Genomic DNA, 22,771 nt, shown 5'->3' on the forward strand with positions numbered 1-22,771 from the left:
ATAGCGATGGACTTAAGTCCATCGCTATGGATATGGATAAGGGTTTGATTATTAGATGTTTATAATATTGTGAGTAGGCTGTATTAGTCAAATACTTTGACTTAAAACCAACATTTTATTCAGCTTGTAATTTCTCAAAAACAGCTTTTGATACTTCAACGACAGTTCCATGACGAAGTCCTTTAGGAAAAGTCATTTGGTCTGAAACATCCTCCCAAGTCTTGTAATCTTTAGAACGGATAGCGCCATACTTATGCTGTGTATATTTATCAAAATATACATAGGTATATTCGCCGATTTTTACACTTGTAGGTCCTTCTGCCCAATAATTTCCAGTGATTGGTGCTGATACTTCAGTAGGATAGGGGCCTTCTGCTTTTTTAGAACGTGTAATCCTGATATTCTTTTCTGCTGGTTTCGGATTCTCGTTTTTTACAAACATATAATACCATTTCCCATCTTTCAGAATAGTCGCATCAATGGCACTAAAAGTAGGGTTAAAGAATAACTTTGTTTCACTAAAAGTCTTAAAATCACGTGTTTTTACATAATAAATACGGTGATTTAAGCCTTTTTCACGCTCAGTTTCTCCAATTTCTGAATGTCTTCCTGGGATGGTAGTTGCCCAAAAAATCAAATAATTCTTAGTTTTATCATCATAAAAAACCTCTGGAGCCCAAGAGTTTTTGGCAGTAGGTTCATGTTCCATCACGGGAATGGCTTGTTGTTCAGACCAATTGATTAAGTCTTTAGACGAAGCATAGCCAATAATTCTATCGTTCCAACCACTTGTCCAAACCATTTTAAATTCGCCATCTGCCCCTTGAATAATACATGGGTCACGCATTAATTTATCTTTGCCAACGTTTGGTTTCAAGAACGACTTACCCGCTTTTAGGGTCTTCCATGTTAAACCATCCGTACTTGCCGCAAAATGCAGTCCGTCTTGTCCGTTATCCACAAAGTAAGAAAACAATAAGAATTTATCTTGAGCCTGTGTTTTTGAATAAACAATTGTAAAAAGGAGTACTAATAAAAAGATACTTTTTTTCATGTGAGGTAATAATGCTAAAGGGTGTTAAAAAAGGTTTTTGACTTGCTCAATCGTAAGATTTGTATAGTCTTTTATAAATAATTTAATGTTTGAGAACTTTTCAAATTCGACTTCTTGATGAGTAGTAGTTAGAATAATAGCTGTACAACCCGCATTTTCTGCTGTTTTAGCGCCTGTTGGCGAATCTTCAAATACAAGACTTTCTGCAAGAGAAACACCTAATCCTTTGGCTACTTTTTCAAAAACTTCGGGGTCTGGCTTGCCTTTATCCACCATTCCAGCATGGACTACGCATGAAAAATAGTCGCGAATACCTAAATTATCTAATACAAAATTGATGTTTTCGATAGGTGCAGCAGTACCGATTCCCATAGCGATATTAGCACCCTTTGCCTCTTCTAAGAATCCCTCAAGTCCGTCTATCAATTTTAAATCATCTTTGAATACTTTACGGTAATGCACTTCTTTATCAAAAGAAATCTGGTAGCGTTCTTCGGGTGTATATTTATTAGGAAAGAGTCTCTCTATGATTTCTTCGTTCTTTCCATGACAACGTTCCTTTACTTCTTCGATAGTTAAATCAAGTCCTAATTCCTTTAATTTTAGTTGCCATGCACGGTGGTGTACCATCATATTGTCCACCATTGTGCCGTCCATATCAAAAATAAATGCTTGCATACGTATTGTTTTACAGTAAATTATAATGCTTTTGGAAGGGAAAATCTTATGAAAAGATAAATCGTGTAAACTTAACACGATTTATTGAGTTGAACAAAGTTTCAATAAACGAAAAAGCAACAGTAAAGAGAATAACCTTTACTGTTGCTTCAAATGCGTTAGCGGAAAGTATTAATTTCGTCCTTTATAAGTTGGTTTGTCAATACTTGTGCTTCCATATGCTGGGCAATTATTTTTCCTTGCACATGATGCTAAAGACAAAACTGCCATAAAACCAATAATAATAGTAGCTTTTTTCATGATTAATATTTGAATGTAAGTGGTACATAAAGGTACTCTTACGTTAAATTACGAAAAAAAGGAATAAATATTGTTTCGCAAATGATTAATTTTCAAAGGATTGTGAAGATGGCTGTCGGTTCTCAGTCATCAGATTTCGGCTTTTAATTAAAAGCCAATCATTGAAATTGATAGAATCAAAAAAGCTTGCCGTCTCCTATCTCTAACGAGGGAATTAATTCCATCGTTAGAGATTTAGCTTTTATCTTTATGAATCGGAAATGAACATTACAAAATACTCCTCATTCCACACTCAAAACTCATCACTTATAAAACTACTGTTCAACCATCGAAAGGTTTTCGGCCAATGTCAATTCATCTTGGCTAAGAATAAAAACTTTTTCTTCTCCTTCTTCATTAGCTTTTTCACCATATCCTAAGATTGTCATCATGCCTTCTTTACCCTGTTCGTCAGCAAAGAGGCGAGTTGTAATCGTTCCGTTTTCTAGTCGGTCAACAATTACGTGCTTTGGTGCTGGAATCAAACAGTGTTGAATACCACCATAGCCACCCAAAGATTCTTGATAAGCACCCGTATGGAAGAATCCAACAAACTGGCGTTCTTGTCCTTCTTCAAAGATTGGTAAATACAAATCTGAACTATGGGCTTCGGTATTATAGAAATCCATCGAGTCGCAAGTAAGTCCACCTAAATTTACTTTTTGGTATGGACTTCCCCAGTTATTCACTGGCAACATGATGTATTTTTGGTTCATACCCCAAGAATCTGGCAGTTGTGTAATGAAAGAACCATTAATCATGTACCATAATTCTTTATCATTTTGTAGCTTCTGGTCGATGATTTCGTATAAAACCGCACCACTTTCACCTACAGTATAAGAGCCAAATTCAGTAAATAAATTTGGTACAGGTACGTTGCTTTTATTACAAATCCATGAGATAGACTCTACAATTTCGTCAATCATCGCCTGATAATCGTAGTTGAATTGTAAAGAAGTTTGGATAGGTAAACCACCCCCTAAATCGATAGAATCTAGTTCAGGGCAAACCTTTTTTAGTTCACAATATTTATAGATAAAACGGCTCAATTCTGACCAATAATAGGCACTATCTTTAATACCTGTATTGATGAAGAAATGTAACATTTTTAATTTATAACGCTCACTATTTTGGATTTTGTCTTTGTACAATTCCATTACATCTGAATAGCGTAAACCCAAACGAGAAGTATAGAAAGCAAAGTCTGGTTCCTCATCCGTTGCGATTCTGATACCTAAATTTACGGTTTCAGTCGTTACAAATTTGTCGTAAAAGTCAATCTCCTTAAGGTTGTCTAGAATTGGAATACAATTAAAGCCTTCGTTAATTAACTCGCTGATATACTGCGTATAAAGAGGTAGCTTGTATCCGTTGCAAAGAATATAAGTAGACTTAGAAATCTTATTTTCTCTGTACAAATCACGAATAAGTGAAATGTCGAAAGCAGAAGATGTTTCGAGGTGCACATTGTGACTCAGAACCTCCTCGACAATAAACTTAAAATGGGATGATTTTGTACAATAACAATAAGTATAATTTCCCTTATAGTTGTACTTTTTGATGGCGTTCTTAAACATCCTTTTGGCATTCTCGATATGCTCGCCAACTTTGGGTAAGTACGTAATTTTCAAGGGTGTACCATATTGCTGGATAATGTCCATGAGCGGAACATTATTGAACAAAAGTTCATTGTCTTGGTCAATGTTGAATTCCAAGGTTGGGAATTCAATGGTTTGGTCAATTAGGTCAATGTAATTTTTCATCCTACTGCGAAAAGCATAAATGCGGGGTTTTGATTAAAAATACTTATATCTTCGTGAAACTTAATCTCAGAAGTTTTTTTAGTAAAGGTAAATTTTTGTTGTTTACTATTAACGAAACTGCTACATAAAAAGCGTGCAAAAGTGCAATAAAAGTATGACCTTTGCAAGCATAAAAATTGGATTTATTCTATATTTAACGTTCCGTTTTTAGAATTAGTTTCTACGGGGAGTACTTTCCGTAAACAGGTTTCATGAAAAAAATACATTTTATTGCTATCGGAGGTGCAGCGATGCACAATTTAGCCATTGATTTACATAATAAAGGCTATCATATTACAGGTTCGGATGATGAAATCTATGAGCCTTCACGAACCCTGTTGGGGGAAAAAGGTTTGCTCCCTGCCGAAATAGGTTGGTTTCCTGATAAAATCACGAATGATTTAGACTGTGTAATTTTAGGAATGCACGCTCGGGTAGATAATCCAGAATTAGCTAAAGCCCAAGAATTAGGCATAAAAATTTATTCGTATCCTGAATTTATTTATAGCCAAAGTTTACATAAACAAAGAGTAGTTATTGCAGGAAGTCATGGGAAAACGACCATTACTTCTATGATTTTGCATGTACTGAAATACCATCATCGCAAGTTCGACTATATGGTGGGTGCCAGAATAGAAGGCTTTGATACAATGGCGAGCCTTTCGGATGCTCCTGTGATTGTAATTGAAGGCGATGAATACTTATCATCACCTATCGACCGTCAGCCTAAATTTTTACATTATCACCCCCACGTAGTATTAATGTCGGGTATTGCTTGGGATCACATCAATGTCTATCCAGATTTTAACAATTATGTACATCAGTTTGAATTACTAGCAGACTTGCTTCCCAAGGCAGGTAGTTTTATTTATGATGAAACAGACAAATTGGTCAATAAAATCGGAGCAAAAGAATACGAAAGCGTTAGAAAATTCCCTTATTCAGCCCATCCACACAAAGTAAAAGACGGCAAAACATTGTTGATTTTACCCGATAAGAAAGAATTAGCCATTGAAGTATTCGGAGAGCATAACCTTAAAAATTTGACTGGCGCTAAGTTAGTACTTTCACAGATTGGTATTGAAGAGGATGAATTTTATCAAGCTATTCCATCTTTCAAAGGTGCTGCCAAACGCTTAGAATTGGTCGCTGAAAATGCGGAAACGATTATCTATAAAGATTTTGCTCATGCACCGTCTAAGGTAGAAGCAACGACCAAGGCCGTAAAAGCACAATTTCCTAACCGTAAATTGGTAGCCTGTTTAGAACTACATACTTTTAGTAGCTTGAACAAAGACTTTTTAGGAGAATATGCCAACAAATTGAATGCGGCAGATGTTGCTATTGTATATTTTAGTCCGAAGACGCTAGCACATAAAAAACTGCCAGCAATTACGCCAGAGGATATTAAGACTCATTTCAATAACCCTAATTTATTAGTTTTCACAGATAATGCTTCCCTCAAAGACTTTCTATTAGCCGAGCGATGGCGTAACAGTAATTTGTTAATGATGTCATCAGGGACTTTCGATGGACTTGATTTTAAAGAATTATCTCAAGGAATTTTACAATAAAAAATAACACCTCACCCCCAGCCCGACTACGCGTCCCGCTCTTTTCAGAGAGGGGCGGGGGTGAGGTAAACCATATCATGAACCGTATTACAGCACTTTTTTCAGTAAAAAAGAATAATTTACTTAACGTTTATTTTACAGCAGGCTTTCCGAAAATCAATGATACTAAATTGATTTTGAAATCATTACAAGATGGGGGAGCAGACTTAGTGGAAATAGGAATGCCTTATTCAGACCCTGTGGCAGATGGTGAAACTATTCAACAAGCTAACCAAGTATCGCTCGACAATGGAATGACGGTAAAGCTTTTGTTTGAACAACTAGCAGGTATCCGTCAGGAAGGCATTAGTGTGCCTATCTTATTGATGGGTTATATTAACCCAGTCTTACAATTTGGAGTAGAAGCTTTTTGCCAAAAATGCCAAGAAGTAGGTGTTGATGGTTTGATTTTGCCAGATATGCCTGCTAGTGTGTATGAAGAAGAATACAAAGCTGTTTTTGATAAATATGGTATTCTGAATATCTTCTTGATTACCCCACAAACTAGCGAAAGTAGAATCAGACATATCGACGAAGTATCACATGGTTTTATTTATATGGTTTCGTCGGCAAGTACTACAGGTGCAAAATCAGGCATTTCGGATGTCCAAGAAGAGTATTTTGAACGGGTAAATAACATGAATTTAAATAACCCACGATTGATTGGGTTTGGTATTTCGGATAATGAAACCTTTAAAAAGGCTTCCTCTCATGCAGCGGGGGCTATTATAGGTAGTGCTTTTATTAAAATGCTAAGTACTTCAACAGATTTAGATGGAGATACCAAAGCCTTTGTGAAAATGGTGAAGGGAGAATAAAATTGTTAGTACAGGAGCTTTGTCAACTTTCCAAAGTTGACAAAGCTAACATTCCTACCCCGCCCAGTTCTCTCTATCCAAACTTCTATACTGTATTGCTTCGGCTAAATGTTCGGCACGTATGTCTTCAGTGCCTGCTAAGTCGGATATTGTACGGGCTACTCTTAAAATACGGTCGTAAGCACGTGCCGAAAGTTGTAACCTTTCCATCGCTTTTTTCAATAAAGCAACGCCTGCCGTATTAATTTCGCATATCTCTTTCACCATTTGCGAAGGCATCATGGCGTTACAATAAATGGCAGGATGGTCTTTAAAACGAATAGTTTGTATTTCTCGTGCTTTAATTACCCTCTCTCGAATATCAGCAGAACTTTCAGATTTTCTGTTAGACGATAATTGTTCAAACTTTACGGGTGTTACCTCCACATGAAGGTCGATTCTATCTAATAATGGTCCCGATATTTTATTAAGGTATTTTTGCACTACACCTGGCCCACAAACACATTCTTTTTCAGGATGGTTATAATAACCACAAGGGCAAGGATTCATCGAAGCAATCAGCATAAAGCTTGAGGGAAACTCTACTGCCCATCTTGCCCTAGAAATAGATACTTTTCGCTCTTCTAAAGGCTGACGCATTACTTCCAAAGCCGAACGTTTGAATTCTGGTAATTCATCCAAAAACAATACGCCATTGTGGGCTAATGAAATTTCTCCAGGTTGCGGATTTCCTCCTCCACCAACCAAGGCGGCATCTGAAATAGTATGATGTGGCGAACGATAAGGGCGTGTAGAAACTAATGAAGCTTTCGTCCCTAGTTTCCCCGCTACAGAGTGTATCTTTGTGGTTTCCAAGGCTTCTTGTAATGAAAGCGGAGGAAGGATAGAAGGAATCCTTTTTGCCAACATGGTTTTTCCAGCACCCGGAGGACCAATCATAATAACATTATGTCCACCCGCTGCGGCTATCTCTAAGGCTCTTTTAATATTTTCTTGTCCTTGCACGTGCGAAAAGTCTGCATCGTAATTGTTCTGAGAGTTAAAGAAAATATCACGAGTATCAGTAACTAAAGGTTCTATCTGAAGTGTTCCTTTCAAAAAGTCAACCGCTTCGCTTAACGTATTGACACCGATGATGTCTAAATTATTAACAATAGAAGCTTCTGAAGCATTTTCAATAGGAAGAATGAATCCTTTCAAGCCTTTTTTTCGGGCTTCAATAGCAATGGGTAAAACTCCTTTTATAGGTCGTAAAGTACCATCTAAGGCTAATTCGCCCATAATGACGTAGTCTTCAAGGCTTTTTAAATTACTTTGTCCAGATGCATGGATAATCCCTAAAGCGATGGGTAAATCATAAGCAGAACCTTCTTTACGGATATCAGCAGGAGCAAGATTTACAACGACTTTGGTACGAGGAAAGAAAAAATCTGTTTGTTTGATGGCGGATTCCACCCGATGAGTAGATTCTTTAACTGCTCCGTCTGGAAGCCCAACAATAAAGAAGTTTTGTCCTTGGCCTTCGCTCACTTCAACAGTGATAATGGTAGCATCAACACCATGAACGGCACTACCGAAGGTTTTTGCAAGCATAGAATATGGTTTTTATAGAACTTAGTTGAATAAATAATTGGCTAAACAAAGATAAGATAGTTTTACGTTGTTTGATGGTGTTATTCGTAATAATTATGAATGATTTGTAGCACGAGTTTTCAACTCGTGAGGTTGTCCTTTCACGAGTTGAAAACTCGTGCTACTATTTTAACTAAAAAAATGAGGACAAAAGAATTTCTTCCTTTGTCCTCAACTCTCATAATCTTTAGTCTTCAAAAAATTACTTCTTCTCTGGCAACATAATTACTTTAATGACATTATCAGCGAAGTATTTTTTAGCAGCCGTCTTAGTACTTTCAACCGTTACTTTTTTAAGGGCTTCTTCTTCCTTCAAGATGTATTTTACATCGTCACCTTCTTGATACTGAGATTGTAAATAGCCCATCCAGAAACCATTGTCACGCAATTGTGTTTCCGTCTGACGCTTCGTTTCTACCTTAAACTTATCGATATCTGTTTGTTCAGCACCTTTTTCTTTTACTTTTTCAATTTCAGCCAAAGTACGTGCTACCAATTTCTCTACGTTTTCAGGAGCACAGCCAAAAGCAATACGGAAATTATAACGTTTAGCAGGAATCTTAGCAGTACTGCCACTTACACCTACACCATATACACCTGATTCTTCCTCTCTTAATTTTTCAATCAATTTGATTTCCAATACTTCTGATAAAGCTTCAACCTGTGTTTCACTTTCGGTAGTACCATCAAAATCACCAGACCATACCAATGTAACACGTGCTTTAGATTCTGTACCTTTATAAAGTGTTTTTTCAACCTTTCCTTTTGGTGGGCGAATACCTAAATCTTTATAAGTTTCCTTGCGTTTAGTTGATGGCAATCCTCCCAAGTATTTCTCTAACAAAGGCTTAACCTCTTCATTTTTAAAATTCCCTACAAAGAAAAATGTAAAGTCAGAAGCATCTGCAAAGCGTTCTTTATAAATCTGGAAAGCACGAGCAGCATCAATTTTCTCCATTCTTTCCACCGTCATTGGTAAGTTACGAGGAGCATAATTGCTTAAAATTGCCGTTAAAGAGTCACTATACACTTTCTCGGGCGTCAAAGTTTTTTGTTGACTAGCCAAAGCATCACGCTGATTAGCTAAGAAACCTTTTACTACATCAGCATCAAAACGAGGCTGAGTAAAATAACTATACAATAACTGTAATGCCGTTTCTAAATCTTTAGGATTACTAGAGCCTGAGATGCCTTCAGTCGTTCCTGAAACAAATGGACTAACCCTCGCTACTTTGCCTGTTAAGGCTTTACGGAGATTTACTGTAGAGAAATCTCCTAAGCCACCAATAGTGGCAATAGCAGAAGCTACACGAGCATTATCAGCATCTTTGGCACCATATAAATTTGACCCGCCAAAGCTATAACCACCAATCAAAATTTCATCATTTTTAAAATCTGTTGGTTTTAAAACAGCCTTTACACCATTCGCAAAAGTATATTCTGTAAGACCTACTTCTGGAATTAGTTTAGTAGCAATTACTTTAGAACCCGTCGGCAATTTCGCAATCAAAGGCTTATTGACAGTTTGGTCAACATAGGCTGTTACATCTTTTCCAGCTGAATTCAACCATTCTCTGATTTGAGCTTCTGTAGGCAAGGTAGCTTTGTCTTTTTCAGGAGCCATCAAAATCACAGCACGGTTGGTATCAGTAATCAATAAATTACCCAATGCATTTACTTCTTCTAGCTTTATACCTTCCAAATACTGCTTGGTAAACTCATACCCAAATTCAGTTGAAGTGAGGTTTTCATCTTCCAAGAAAGCACCCACTAATCCTTCTACTAATTGTTCAGAATCTGTTTTGTCTTTTTCTTTATAAGCCTGTTCTTGACCTACCATGTACTGAGTTTTGGCTCTTTGTAATTCAGAGGCATTAAAACCAAATTTCTTAGCACGAGATACTTCTTCTAAAATTGCCTTTAAGCCTTTTTCTATATTTCCACCTTTTGCCACAACCACAGTGTTGAAAGCATCTAGGTTTCCTAAAAATCCGCTATAACCTGCATAACCATATTGAAAAGGAGGATCAGCTTTTTGCGTAAGCTCTTGGATACGTCCAGAAAGCATTTGATTGAATAATGAACGAAGCATTCCTTCGCGACGGTCTTGATAAGTAACGTCTTTGCGTTTTTCCTGCTTATTCATAATCTGAACAATCGTATTAGGTTGCTCAGGGTCGGTGATGATGGCTACATCTGTACTACCGTTCAAATCAATTTTATACTTTGTTCTTGGTTTTTCATTGGCAGGATTTTGAAGACCGCTAAATTTCTCGATAATCATTTTTTCTACCATCGCGACATCTACATCACCTACTACGGCTACGGCTTCTAAATCTGGACGATAAAAATCTTGGTGAAATTGTTTCAGCACATCATACTTGAAATTCTGTAGGATATCATCTTTCCCAATAGGCAAACGTTTGGCATATTGCGAATTGTTTAGAATGATAGGGAAGAACTTATCACGCATACGAGCCTGAGCGCCTTTACCTGTACGAGATTCTTCTAATACTACGCCTCTTTCTTTGTCGATTTCAGTAGGGTCTAATGTAGCATTATGAGCCCAATCTTCCAGAATCTGAATACCCTTTTTAAATACTTCTATAGAATCCGTTGGAACTGGCAACATATATACTGTTTCATCAAAACCTGTATAAGCATTTAAGTCTGCTCCAAAGCGTACACCAGATTTTTGAAGGAAATCAACTAACTCATTTTTGGGAAAGTTTTTAGTGCCATTAAAATTCATGTGCTCCATAAAGTGTGCAAGCCCTTGTTGCGCATCATTTTCCAATACAGACCCCGCCTTTACTATCAAACGCAACTGTGCTCTATTTTTAGGCTCAGCGTTTTTCATGATATAATACTTAAGTCCGTTTGGAAGAACCCCTACTTTTACTTTTGGGTCCATGGGAAGGAGCTTTTTACTCAAATCTTCTTGAGCTATCGCCGTAAATCCCGAGAAGTAACTCAGTGCTACAACAGCGATAAGGGTTGTAATTTTTTTCATGATAATAGATAATTCTCTAACCCCGTAGAGAAGATGCTTATTTTAATGTTTATTCTATCTTGGGGCTACACAAATAATAAACACAAATTTGATGAAAGATTTAATAAAAATGCAAGATAGCATTACCGATGTAGAATAACGGGGTTGATATGAAAAAATTATCATGGAGCGAATGATAAAATAGCGTTTCTTTGTATTGACTAAGCTAAAAATGATAATCTATGTATCAAGCCTGTATTCGAAACCATATTTATCACTTTGCAACCCTAAAAACCTTAATGGCAAAGGCCAGTCCTTTGCGTTCTGGGGATGAACTAGCAGGCGTTGCTGCCCATTCAGCGGAAGAACGTGTAGCAGCACAAATGGCCTTAGCGGAGGTGCCTTTGAAAACGTTTTTGACAGAACACCTAGTCCCTTACGAACAAGATGAAATTACACGGTTAATCATCGACACTCACGATATAAAAGCTTTTAGTACAATCAGTCATTTAACCGTCGGAGATTTTAGGAATTTTTTGTTGGAAGAAACCACTGATACCAAGGTTCTCCAAGCTTTGCAAAAGGGATTAACCCCCGAGATGGTAGCGGCTGTTAGTAAACTAATGCGTATTCAAGACTTAGTGACTGTTGCTTCAAAATGTGAAGTAATTACGCAGTTCAGAAATACCATCGGCATAAAAGGCCATTTCTCTACTCGCTTACAACCCAATCACCCCACTGACGATTTTAAAGGAATTGCTGCCAGTATGATTGACGGACTTTTTTATGGCAGTGGTGATGCTGTTATCGGTATCAACCCAGCTACTGATAATGTTCCAACCGTTATTCGGTTGCTCGATATGTTAGATGGTGTTCGTCAACGCTTTGATATTCCGATGCAGTCTTGTATTCTTAGCCATATCACTACGACCATTCAAGCGATAGAACAAAATGCGCCCGTCGATTTAGTATTTCAGTCTATTGGAGGCACAGAAGCCACCAATACTTCGTTTGGAGTAAACCTGAATATTTTGCAAGAAGGCTATGAAGCAGGGCTTTCGCTGAAACGCGGTACAATAGGCAATAATTTAATGTACTTTGAAACAGGGCAGGGGAGTTCGCTTTCGGCAAATGCGCATCATGGCTTAGACCAACAAACTTGTGAAACCCGTGCGTATGCAGTAGCGAGGCATTTCAATCCTTTATTGGTCAATACAGTAGTAGGTTTTATTGGCCCAGAGTATTTGTATAATGGCAAACAGATTATTCGAGCAGGTCTTGAAGACCATTTTTGTGGAAAACTGTTAGGGCTACCAATGGGTGTAGATGTTTGCTATACCAATCATGCCGAAGCCGACCAAGATGATATGGATACTTTACTGACGCTATTAGGTGCAGCTGGTTGTAATTTTATCATGGGCGTTCCGGGTGCAGACGATGTGATGTTGCATTACCAAAGTACTTCTTTTCATGATGCGCTTTATATCAGACATTTATTAGGTTTAAGACCCGCCCCAGAGTTTGAAGCTTGGCTTATGAAAATGAATATTTTTGATAAAAAAATGAGCTTGAAATCAGGAAATAAACAATTAATCAGCAGTGTAACTGGATTTATTGAAGGATAATGGAAATAAATAAAACAGTATCTGCCGACCAATGGCAATTTTTACAAAACTATACACCCGCTCGCATTGCTCGTGGGAGAGCTGGGCATAGTTTGCCCACTGCTGAATTATTGAAATTTCAATCCGACCATGCTCAGGCACGAGATGCTGTTTATTCTGAAATTCAGATAAGCAGTTTGCAAGAGGCTTTTATGTCAAAATTTAAGATAGAAGTATTACCCTTGCAAAGTGAGGTGAAATCTCGCTCACAATATCTTCAACGTCCCGACTTAGGAAGAACTATTTGCCAACTATCTAGAGAAACATTGATTGAAAAAGAGGCTTCTGCATCTGACATTTGTTTTGTCATTGCAGATGGACTTTCGGCGAAAGCTATTAACGAACATTCCTTTCCTTTTCTACAACGATTACTTCCGAAACTTCAAGCTGATAATTGGAAGATTGCACCGATTTGTATTGTTGAACAAGGGAGAGTAGCGATTGCTGATGAGATAGGCTTTTTATTAAAGGCAAACATCGTCGTTATTTTAATTGGCGAACGCCCAGGGCTTACTTCATCAGATAGTATGGGCGCTTATATTACTTACCAACCTCAATTGGGACTGACTGACGAAAGTAGAAATTGTGTCTCCAATATTCGTCCGGAAGGATTAAATTATGCGCTAGCCTCAGAAAAGATTTTTTATCTTTTGAATGAAATAAGAGGAAAAAAAATAAGCGGCGTACAACTAAAAGACGAGATGGGTAATCATAAATTACTTTAAAAAATTGAGTCTTTTTGTGTAGTAAAGATTGGCTAAAATTATAAATGCTAATGATGGGCAAAAAAAGGGATAACAAAGAATTTTTCAGGGAATTAACATAAGTTAATATTGCAAACAAGAAAATACAATATTAAATCTGAAAATAGTTTTGTAAAGATGGGTTGCTTACAAGCAATTAATTATCAAAAAAACTAATTAATAAAATTTAGATAGAAAGAATTTGCCGTTTCGTAAACAAATTCGTGGAGTTCATAAAGAAATATTCTTGGTTCGTGTAATATTTTATAAGTTTATACAAGGATTTCTTTGAAAATGCTTGACTTAAACTCCATTTTTTCTATCTTTGTAATGTGTTCATAGAACGCAGATTTTTTAACCTAATAACGTGGCGGCGTTGTTAGGTTTTTTTTATGTTTTTATTCAAAATCAATTTTTGATACTTTTTACTAACAGATTCTTGGCTACTTCGTGGCTAATGAAATGATTAGAGGTTTCCCCAAGACTAACACATAGCGATTTATCAAATTCATTCAATTCCTTTACGACAATGTGGCAACCTAGAGTTAGGCCTATCTTGGCCAAGTACTGTAAAAAGGTAGGGGAGTGTTCAGATACCCCAACCATTACAACATGTTGTCCGACTGCAATTTCGGACAGATTCTGATATCGTAATTCAGGCATCACTCCGAAAGTATCTGGAATTGGGTCACCGTGTGGATCAAACTTAGGAAAGCCTAAAAATTCGTCAAGTCTTTCAACCAACTCTTCAGAATCGATATGTTCTAATTGCTCAGCAATTTCATGTACTTCATCCCAATTAAAGCCTAATTTCTCTACTAAAAAAACTTCCCATAAACGGTGTTTTCTAATCACCTTTAATGCCACAGCCTCACCCAACTCTGTCAGCCTCACACCCTGATATTTTTGGTAATTAACCAGTTGCTTTTCAGAAAGTTTTCTAAGCATATCCGAAACCGATGCCGCTTTCGTAAGCGTCAGTTCAGCTACAGCATTAGTACTGACTTCACTGCCAGTTTCCGCAGAAAGCTTATAAATTATTTTAAGGTAGTTTTCTTCCGTGAATGAAGTCATGACAAATATTCTTTGGGACAATAACAGTAGTTGTTTGTATTACAAAGATATTATTTAATAAGTGAAAAAATAAATTTTAGGTTAATCTAAAAATAAATTTTGAATTGTAGTGAACAAAAAATAAATTTACGTTATATATCTAAGTCAGCCCCTTACAATTTAATACAATATTTAGCATGGACCTTAAAAATACAATTATAAATCAGTCGTTACCAGAAGTATATGGTTCAATACAAGTGCCTAAAAATGGTTCTTTTTCCAAAAAACTATGGGCTTTTACAGGCCCAGGCTTAATGGTTGCAGTGGGGTACATGGACCCTGGAAACTGGGCAACAGATATTGCTGGGGGTGCAAAATTTGGCTATACACTCATTTCGGTAATCCTTATTTCTAATATTTTTGCGATGCTACTCCAGCATCTATCATTAAAACTAGGAATTGCCACAGGACGAGACCTAGCACAGGCTTGTCGCCATGCTTATTCAAAACCTGTTGCCATCACACTATGGGTTTTGTGCGAGATTGCCATCGCCGCTTGCGATTTAGCAGAAGTCATAGGTTCTGCAATAGCTATTAATTTACTTTTTGGTCTACCCCTCTCAGTAGGAGTCGTAATTACCGTTTTAGATGTCTTGGTACTCTTATATTTCCAAGGAAAGGGATTTAGAACACTAGAATCTATTGTGGCAGGATTAATCTTTATGATTTTTTGTTGTTTCGGGTATGAGATATTTGTATCTCAACCTTCCATCAAAGAAATTTTCGGGAATATTTTACCTAAACCTGAAATCCTGACTAACCCTGAAATGCTGTACGTTGCCATTGGTATCTTGGGTGCTACGGTAATGCCTCATAATTTATACCTACATTCTAGTATTGTTCAAACCCGAAATTTTGAAAAAAATAGTGAAGGTAAACGCTCTGCAATATTTTTTGCGACGATAGACTCAAACTTATCGTTATCAATAGCATTCTTTATCAACGCTGCTATTTTAATCATTTCTGCCGCTACGTTCCACCATACAGGAAATCAAAATGTGGCAGATATCAACGATGCTTATCACTTGCTTGACCCAGTTTTGGGGGTAAAGTTTGCTGGAATATTTTTTGCTGTAGCTTTATTGGCTTCTGGACAAAACTCTACGTTAACAGGTACGTTAGCAGGGCAAATCGTGATGGAAGGCTTTTTGAATTTGAGATTAAAGCCATGGTTGAGAAGACTAATAACGCGCTTAATAGCAGTGATTCCTGCTTTGATAGTAACGATACTTTATGGAGAAAGAGGAACGGGCGAATTACTGGTACTTAGCCAAGTGATATTATCATTGCAACTTAGTTTTGCGGTAGTACCTTTGATTCTTTTCACAAATGATAAAACTCAGATGGGTGAATTTGTTAATTCTACATTTATGAAAATCTGTTCTTGGATTGTCGTAATTATTATCATTGTATTAAATGGATATTTGCTTTGGGATACTATTTTTTAGTTATTTGTATTGCAAAAATAACTAAGCCATGAAAATACCAGAGACAAACGGATTGATTGACAACATCTATAAGTATGTACAAACGTATGTAGAAATTGCAAAACTTGAAGTAGAAGAAAGAGTTCAGGAAACGATTAAAAAATTGATTATCGGAGCAATCCTTGTATTATCTGGCTTGTTACTTCTCTTATTCTTCCTTCTTACTTTGGCATTATTTTTAAACCATGTTTTCAAAAGCGAATACCTTGGTTTTCTAGCAGTTACAGTTTTCCTAGCCATTGTGATAACATTTGTTTTTTATCTTGGAAAAAAACTACTAAAACCTGATACAATTACAGAAAGTATCGAAGTAGAAACTCAATCCAACTTTCAAGAAAATTAAAAGATAATTCTTTCTTTAAATTTTTACGCAAAAAAGCAATTTTTATTACTTTTGAATAGTTTTAGATACGTACACAGTTATTGTGTCAGCGATTTGTGCAATGAATTTACTCGGACAATAACAGAATAACGTAAAGATTATGTTTCCAGCAGTTAGCCCCAAAAAAATCTCTGAACGTAAGCGACAATTACATTTAGAAGCGAAAGCATATAAAGAAACGATTGATGGACAGGTTAGCAACCTTAAATCAGAAGCTACTCGTATAGGTACGAGAGCCCTTATCATTGGTGGTGTTTTAGCTACTAGTTATTTACTATTTAGCTATTTGACCTCGGATGATGAAAAAAAAGTATCTGCCAAAATATCAGAAAACGGTAATTTACCTGTTATTGTAAAAAAAGAAAAAGCGAAAGAATCGTGGCTTGTTTCATCTATCAAAGGGTATATGTTGTCATTTTTAATGGCCATTGCCAAAGATAAAATCATAGAAGCCCTTTCGATTTTAAAAGAAAATTATGCAGAGAAATCTTCTCAATAAATTTTATGAGCTGAAAGCTCAAGGCAAAAAAGCATTTGCTGTCTTGATTGACCCCGACAAAGTCAATGATGACAGCTTTTCGCATTTAATAAGCTTAAGTAAAGAGCAAGCAGTAGATTTCTTTTTTGTGGGCGGTAGTTTAATTACTAGCTTTATCATGGAAAAGGTAATTACGGATATTAAGGCTAATTGTGATATACCAGTGGTGCTATTTCCTGGTAATAGCTTGCATCTTAATAATAAAGTAGATGGTGTATTATTTCTGTCTTTGATTTCGGGTAGAAACCCTGATTACCTGATAGGTCAACAAGTAATTTCTGCCCCTATTCTGAAAAGAAGCGGCATAGAAGTATTACCGACGGGCTATATGATTATTGATAGCGGTCGCCAAACTACAGTTTCGTATATTTCTAATACCACACCCATTCCGCACGACAAACCAAGTATTGCCGCTTGTACGGCTATGGCAGGTGAAATGTTAGGGTTGAAATTAATCTATATGGATGCGGGTTCAGGAGCATATAATGCTGTTTCGCCAGAAATGATTGCCGCAGTACAACAATCTGTGGATGTACCTATTATCGTAGGAGGAGGAATAAATACTGCTAAAAAAGCGCATGATGCTTTAAGGGCGGGTGCAGATATTATCGTGGTTGGAAATGCTATTGAAGAACGAATAGAATTAATCAAAGATATTGCTAAAACTGTAAGGAGCTTCAATGAAGTGAATTCACTTGCTTAGGAATGGCAATAAAATAAGCTTAACCGTGGTCTGTGGCACACAGATCACGGTGTAAACAGTTTAAACTTCTGTTATTCCTAGCGAGTGACTTAAGTCACTCGCTAGGAATAACAGAAAAATATTTTTAATACCCTCCACGGAATTTATAAGTATCGGCAACCTTTTTGATAGCCACGATATAAGCCGCAATACGCATAGGTACTTTAAACTGTTGGGATGTTAAGAATACTTTATCAAAAGCATCTTTCATAATTCTATCTGAACGACGATTGATACGATCGAGATTCCATTTATAACCCATACGGTTTTGAACCCATTCAAAATAAGATACCGTAACACCACCAGCATTCGCTAGAATATCTGGCACTACTAATATTCCTTTTTCATTAATAATATCATCAGCAGAAGCAGACGTTGGGCCATTGGCTCCTTCAACAATCAATTTTGCTTGAATATAAGGTGCGTTTTCGATAGTAATGACATCTTCTTTAGCAGCAGGTACTAATACATCCACGTCTAAAGTCAATAGCTCTTCATTCGAGATTCTTTCAGCTCCAGGGAAATTTGCTAATGTGCCTTTGTTTAAGTCTCTGAATTTAATAGCACCTTCAATATCGATACCGTTCTCGTTGTAATAAGCACCAGAAATATCAGAAATTGCTTTTATCATTACACCACGTTCATGCAATAAACTAGCTGCATGCGAACCCACATTACCAAAACCCTGAACGGCGGCAGTAGATTTATAAGGGTTGATTTTAAGTTTATCCATGCCTGCCAAAGCTGAAACCATTACGCCACGACCTGTTGCTTCTGTACGACCTAACGAACCACCCAAAACCAAAGGTTTACCTGTTACAACAGCATTGACCGTCATTCCTTTTGCTTTAGAGTATTCATCCATTAACCAAGCCATTTCGCGAGGGCCAGTACCCATATCTGGTGCGGGAATGTCTCTGTCTGGACCAAACACATCTAACATCGATACTGTATAAGCACGCATTAAACGTTCCATCTCGCCAGCCGACATTTCACGAGGATTGCAAGCGATACCACCTTTTGCTCCGCCATAAGGAATATCTACTACAGCACATTTCCATGTCATCCAAGCAGCTAATGCGCGTACTTCATCAATATTTACAGCAGGGTCAAAACGAATTCCTCCTTTTGATGGCCCAAGGATATTAGAGTGTATCACACGGTAGCCTTCAAATACCTTAATACTTCCATTATCCATTGTGATGGGTAATCCCACTGTTACCTGACGGGCAGGGACTTTAAGGATATAATACATTTCATCAGAAATTCCCAATAATTCAACTGCTTTGTCAAAGCGTTGCATCATGGATTCTAGCGGGTTTTCTTTGTCCTTGATAGGAGCGGGCTCTAAATAAGTCATTGTTTTTATATATCCGACTACCATTATTATAGGAGATTGAAATATTAGGAAAATACTATTTCCTGTTTTTCTCTAAATAAGTGGTAATCAGGCCTTGAGATTTGTTTTTGTTGATTATGCACAAACATAACACACTTGAAACGACAAAAACAAGTACTTTGTATGTAAGTATAAATACCTGATTTTTAATCAAAAAACATAAATTTGAGGTATTTTTGCTTTTTGCTTTTTAACTTTATGGAAGATAGATGCGTTTGCCAAATAATCGTTGGTTAATTCTTAAAATTAAGGAATTATAAAATTTTAGAAAAATTTAATTTATTCTTGAAATATTGCAAATTTTAAAATCAACAACTTATCTTTGCAAAAATTTTAAATGCTATTAATTTAATATTCAACCCAAACAGCCCAATTGAATATGAACACAATTGTAGAAGAAAAAACGCGATACTCTGAGGAAGAGCTAAAAGAATTTGAAGTGCTTATCACTAACAAATTGGAAGATGCACGTGGCGAGTTAAACTACATTCGTGAAGCATTACACAAACGTAATGATCCGGGAACAGATGTGACAGCAGGTAGCTCTAAGCCAATGGAAGATGGTGCTGATACTTCTGAAAAAGAAAGTATGAGCCAATTAGCAGCACGTTTGCAAAAATTTGCTACTCAGTTAGAGAATGCTTTAATCCGTATCAAAAATGGCACTTATGGTGTATGTATCGATACTGGAAAATTGATTCCTAAAGAACGTTTAAGAGCTGTACCTCATACACAACAGACAATTGAAGCGAAGTTGATGAAACAACGCTAATTATCTGAAAGGCAATTTTAGTATTATTGATGATAGAGTTTTTCTAATAAAATCTCTATAGACTATTTATTGTGCCCTCTTATTTGTTTCGCTCATTCAAAATTCAAAAGTATTTTAAGGCTATAGCATCTTATAGCTTATTTTAATTGTGCATCATCATCAAACTAATCAATATGACAAACAACTTTCCTCTTTACATTCCTAGCAAAAAGCGGTTAACCGCTTTTTTGTTTTTTATGCTTATTCGTACTTGCTTCGGACAAGTACCTAATAGCTACTTTCTGCCACAGAATATTAGTTATGACCCTAAAATTCCTACGCCACAACAATATTTGGGGTATCAGGTAGGCGATTGGCACATCCAGCATGAGCAACTGATGGGCTATATGAAAAAAGTAGCTGAATTGTCAGACAGAGTTGAGCTAAGCGAATATGGGCGTAGTTACGAAAACAGACAATTGTTATTACTGACGATTTCGTCTCCTAAAAACCTTGCGAATGCTGACAAAATTAAAGCTGATCATCATAAATTAGTAGAGCCTGATAAATCGTCGAGCTTAGATACTAAAAATATGCCTATCGTAGTGTGGATGGGCTATTCTGTACACGGAAACGAAGCCAGTGGTACCAATGCTTCTGTACTGGCATTATATTATTTGGCAGCGGCTCAAGGGGCTGAAATAGATTCTATCTTGAACGAATCAGTCATTTTACTCGACCCACGCATTAATCCAGATGGTGGCGAGCGTTTTTCAAGTTGGGTGAATGCTAACAAAAGCATGAACATGGTGTCTGACCCGAACAGTAGAGAACTGAATGAGATGTGGCCGGGTGGACGTTATAACCATTATTGGTTCGACCTTAACCGTGACTGGCTTTATACGCAACATCCAGAAAGTAAAGGCAGAATACAGAAATTTCATGAATGGAAACCAAATATCTTGACTGACCACCATGAGATGGGGCCTAATTCATCATTCTTCTTTCAACCCGGTATTCCAGCAAGAACACACCCACTTACGCCAAAGAAAAATATAGACTTAACCGAAGTAATTGGTAAGTTTCATGCGGCAGCATTAGATAAAATCGGGTCATTATACTTTACGAAAGAAGGTTATGACGATTTTTACTACGGAAAAGGCTCAACCTTCCCAGACGTACAAGGAAGCATTGGTATTCTGTTTGAACAAGCGAGTTCTCGTGGACATTTACAGGAAACTCAGAACGGCAATATGAGTTTTGCCTTTACCGTTAGAAACCAATTTGTTACTACGCTTTCTACGTTGCGTGCAGCCAAAGCGATGCGTCAGGATTTGTTAGATTATCAAAGAAGTTTCTATCAAGAAAAATCTACTTCGGCTACCAAAGCTTATGTTTTTGGTGGAGGTACTGATAAAGTAAAGGTTTGGGAAATGATTAATATCCTTCGTCAACACGAAATAGATGTTTTCAATGTATCAAAAGATGAAACATTGGATGGAAAAACCTTTAAAAAGGGAGAAGCATTTGTAGTGCCTTTAAGTCAGCCACAATACCGTTTAGTACAAGGGATTTTTGAAAAACGTACTACTTTTGAAGATTCTCTTTTCTATGATATTTCGGCGTGGTCTATGCCTCATTGTTTTAATGTGCCTTATTCAGAAGCTAAGATTGCTTTAACTTTAGGAGATAAGTTAACCAAGAATGAGTTTCCGAAAGGAAAAATCATTGGTAATACCACTTACGGGTATGTGTTTGAGTGGGATAGCTATTTTGCGCCAAGAGCAGCCTATGAATTACAGAAGAAAGGCTACAAACTAAAAGTAGCTACTGAGCCTTTTACAGGAGTGTTTGAAGGGGGAACAAAAGCATTTAGCTATGGTACAGTAGAAATCACCGTTGGTTCAAATCAACAAGCAGATTTCGTTGCCTTGAAAACATTGTTACAAACACTGGCTGAAAGAGATGGCATTGATTTCTATGCTTTACAAACAGGCTTAACACCATCAGGAATTGATTTAGGAAGTAGCTATTTCGCACCGATGCGCCAACCGAAGGTTTTGATGTTGACAGGTACGGGCGTGAATCCGAACGATGCGGGTGAGATTTGGCATTTATTAGATACAAGGGTAAACATTCCACTATCAATGTCGGATATTACGCAAGTAAACCGCATGAGTTTAGAGAAATACAATACGTTGATTCTTTCAAGTGGGGAATATAGTACTTTGAATGAAGAGAAAATAAAAACATGGGTGAGAGGCGGCGGTACTTTAATCGCTTTAACGGATGCAGTAGAATGGGCTTCGGCAAAAGGCTTATCACCTGTAAAAATTAAAAATATTCCTGCTGATACTGCTACTGCTAAGCCTTATGCGTTGGCAGAACGCTATAAAGGTGCACAACAAACAAGTGGGGCTATTTTCCAAGTTAAATTAGACCCTACGCACCCAATTGGTTATGGCTATAAAGACCAAACGCTAAGCGTTTTCAGAGATAATAATATTTATTTAGAGAAAATTAAAGACCCATACAATGCACCATTGATTTATACTAACGACCCTCTGGTAAGTGGTTATATCACTGAACGTAACAAGAAGTTAATGAAAAATACTCCTTCGGTAGTAGCAACAGCTTTTGGAGCAGGAAAGGTGATTGTAATGACAGATAATCCAAACTTCAGAGCATTTTGGTATGGTACTAACAAATTGTTTTTAAATGCTATTTTCTTTGGCTCAACAATACTTTCAGGAGTACGTGGGGGAGATGAGGATTAAGCTTTTAGCTATCAGATTTCAGCTGTCGGTCATCGGCTATTGAGATTCAAATAATTTATTATCAGTCGGCTTTCGGTTTATCGGAAGCCGACTTTTTTATTTTAGGATTATCAGCATGATAAAAACCGTAGGGACGAATTGCATTCGTCCTTTACTGATATTTTTTTGCTACAAAGGACGAATGCAATTCGTCCCTACATTCGATTCAGATAAAAAAGCTGACATGCGAAGACCGACACCCGACAGC

17 protein-coding genes are annotated in these 22,771 nt (G+C 37.0%); 10 read left to right on the top strand and 7 right to left on the bottom strand.

Features of this window, described 5'->3' with window-relative positions:
• Positions 1-115 precede the first annotated feature (115 nt).
• From AC07N0_RS20850 to AC07N0_RS20860, 3 genes are all read right to left on the bottom strand, one after another.
• Positions 116-1,054 (bottom strand): glycoside hydrolase family 43 protein, encoded by a 939-nt coding sequence (locus tag AC07N0_RS20850; protein WP_492801223.1) that lies wholly within the window; start codon positions 1,052-1,054, stop codon positions 116-118.
• Between the two features lie 24 nt (positions 1,055-1,078).
• Positions 1,079-1,732, bottom strand: coding sequence for an HAD family hydrolase (locus tag AC07N0_RS20855; protein WP_494590844.1), 654 nt, complete (start codon positions 1,730-1,732; stop codon positions 1,079-1,081).
• Positions 1,733-2,346: 614 nt separating this feature from the next.
• A complete protein-coding gene (locus AC07N0_RS20860) occupies positions 2,347-3,834 on the bottom strand; it encodes a type III PLP-dependent enzyme domain-containing protein (RefSeq protein WP_492801225.1) in 1,488 nt (495 codons plus the stop codon).
• A 251-nt stretch (positions 3,835-4,085) separates the two neighbouring features.
• Here AC07N0_RS20860 and AC07N0_RS20865 point away from each other — a divergent pair, with 251 nt between their 5' ends.
• Entirely contained in the window at positions 4,086-5,447 is a 1,362-nt protein-coding gene (locus tag AC07N0_RS20865) for a UDP-N-acetylmuramate--L-alanine ligase (protein WP_494590845.1), read from the top strand.
• Positions 5,448-5,524: 77 nt separating this feature from the next.
• Positions 5,525-6,304 carry a tryptophan synthase subunit alpha gene (gene trpA, locus AC07N0_RS20870; protein ID WP_494590846.1) on the top strand — a complete coding sequence of 260 codons (780 nt, stop codon included), beginning with the start codon at positions 5,525-5,527 and terminating at the stop codon, positions 6,302-6,304.
• Between the two features lie 54 nt (positions 6,305-6,358).
• Here trpA and AC07N0_RS20875 read toward each other — a convergent pair whose 3' ends face one another.
• Together AC07N0_RS20875 and AC07N0_RS20880 are read right to left on the bottom strand one after the other, a co-directional pair.
• The gene (locus AC07N0_RS20875; protein WP_492801229.1) at positions 6,359-7,897 is read right to left on the bottom strand and encodes a YifB family Mg chelatase-like AAA ATPase; all 1,539 of its coding nucleotides are present in this window, start codon (positions 7,895-7,897) and stop codon (positions 6,359-6,361) included.
• 241 nt (positions 7,898-8,138) lie between these two features.
• Positions 8,139-10,949: a M16 family metallopeptidase gene (locus AC07N0_RS20880; protein ID WP_494590847.1), complete on the bottom strand. Its 2,811-nt coding sequence runs from the start codon at positions 10,947-10,949 to the stop codon at positions 8,139-8,141.
• Positions 10,950-11,227: 278 nt separating this feature from the next.
• Here AC07N0_RS20880 and AC07N0_RS20885 point away from each other — a divergent pair, with 278 nt between their 5' ends.
• Both AC07N0_RS20885 and eutC read left to right on the top strand, forming a co-directional pair.
• Positions 11,228-12,553 (top strand): ethanolamine ammonia-lyase subunit EutB, encoded by a 1,326-nt coding sequence (locus AC07N0_RS20885; RefSeq protein WP_494590848.1) that lies wholly within the window; start codon positions 11,228-11,230, stop codon positions 12,551-12,553.
• Complete coding sequence (gene eutC / locus AC07N0_RS20890; protein WP_494590849.1) at positions 12,553-13,317, top strand: ethanolamine ammonia-lyase subunit EutC; 765 nt, start codon at positions 12,553-12,555, stop codon at positions 13,315-13,317. The genes AC07N0_RS20885 and eutC overlap by 1 nt, the downstream gene beginning before the upstream one ends.
• A 426-nt stretch (positions 13,318-13,743) precedes the next feature.
• Here eutC and AC07N0_RS20895 read toward each other — a convergent pair whose 3' ends face one another.
• On the bottom strand, positions 13,744-14,409 hold the full coding sequence (locus AC07N0_RS20895; RefSeq protein ID WP_492801233.1) for a metal-dependent transcriptional regulator: 666 nt from the start codon (positions 14,407-14,409) through the stop codon (positions 13,744-13,746).
• 176 nt (positions 14,410-14,585) lie between these two features.
• Here AC07N0_RS20895 and AC07N0_RS20900 point away from each other — a divergent pair, with 176 nt between their 5' ends.
• The 4 genes from AC07N0_RS20900 to AC07N0_RS20915 all read left to right on the top strand — a co-directional run bounded on the left by AC07N0_RS20900 (position 14,586) and on the right by AC07N0_RS20915 (position 17,558).
• On the top strand, positions 14,586-15,896 hold the full coding sequence (locus tag AC07N0_RS20900; RefSeq protein WP_494590850.1) for an Nramp family divalent metal transporter: 1,311 nt from the start codon (positions 14,586-14,588) through the stop codon (positions 15,894-15,896).
• Positions 15,897-15,924: 28 nt separating this feature from the next.
• Entirely contained in the window at positions 15,925-16,278 is a 354-nt protein-coding gene (locus tag AC07N0_RS20905; protein WP_494590851.1) for a phage holin family protein, read from the top strand.
• 139 nt (positions 16,279-16,417) lie between these two features.
• The gene (locus AC07N0_RS20910; RefSeq protein WP_494590852.1) at positions 16,418-16,816 is read left to right on the top strand and encodes a hypothetical protein; all 399 of its coding nucleotides are present in this window, start codon (positions 16,418-16,420) and stop codon (positions 16,814-16,816) included.
• Entirely contained in the window at positions 16,794-17,558 is a 765-nt protein-coding gene (locus tag AC07N0_RS20915) for a phosphoglycerol geranylgeranyltransferase (RefSeq protein WP_494590853.1), read from the top strand. Before AC07N0_RS20910 ends, AC07N0_RS20915 begins: the two co-directional genes overlap by 23 nt.
• Before the next feature lie 124 nt (positions 17,559-17,682).
• Here AC07N0_RS20915 and AC07N0_RS20920 read toward each other — a convergent pair whose 3' ends face one another.
• Positions 17,683-18,957: a Glu/Leu/Phe/Val family dehydrogenase gene (locus AC07N0_RS20920; protein ID WP_309922964.1), complete on the bottom strand. Its 1,275-nt coding sequence runs from the start codon at positions 18,955-18,957 to the stop codon at positions 17,683-17,685.
• Between the two features lie 418 nt (positions 18,958-19,375).
• Between AC07N0_RS20920 and AC07N0_RS20925 the strand changes: the two genes are divergently transcribed.
• Entirely contained in the window at positions 19,376-19,768 is a 393-nt protein-coding gene (locus tag AC07N0_RS20925; RefSeq protein ID WP_309922962.1) for a TraR/DksA family transcriptional regulator, read from the top strand.
• Between the two features lie 173 nt (positions 19,769-19,941).
• Complete coding sequence (locus AC07N0_RS20930) at positions 19,942-22,524, top strand: M14 family metallopeptidase (RefSeq protein WP_494590854.1); 2,583 nt, start codon at positions 19,942-19,944, stop codon at positions 22,522-22,524.
• Positions 22,525-22,771: the final 247 nt, after the last annotated feature.

It is taken from the genome of Arcicella sp. GW821-FHT09D11 (assembly GCF_059416265.1).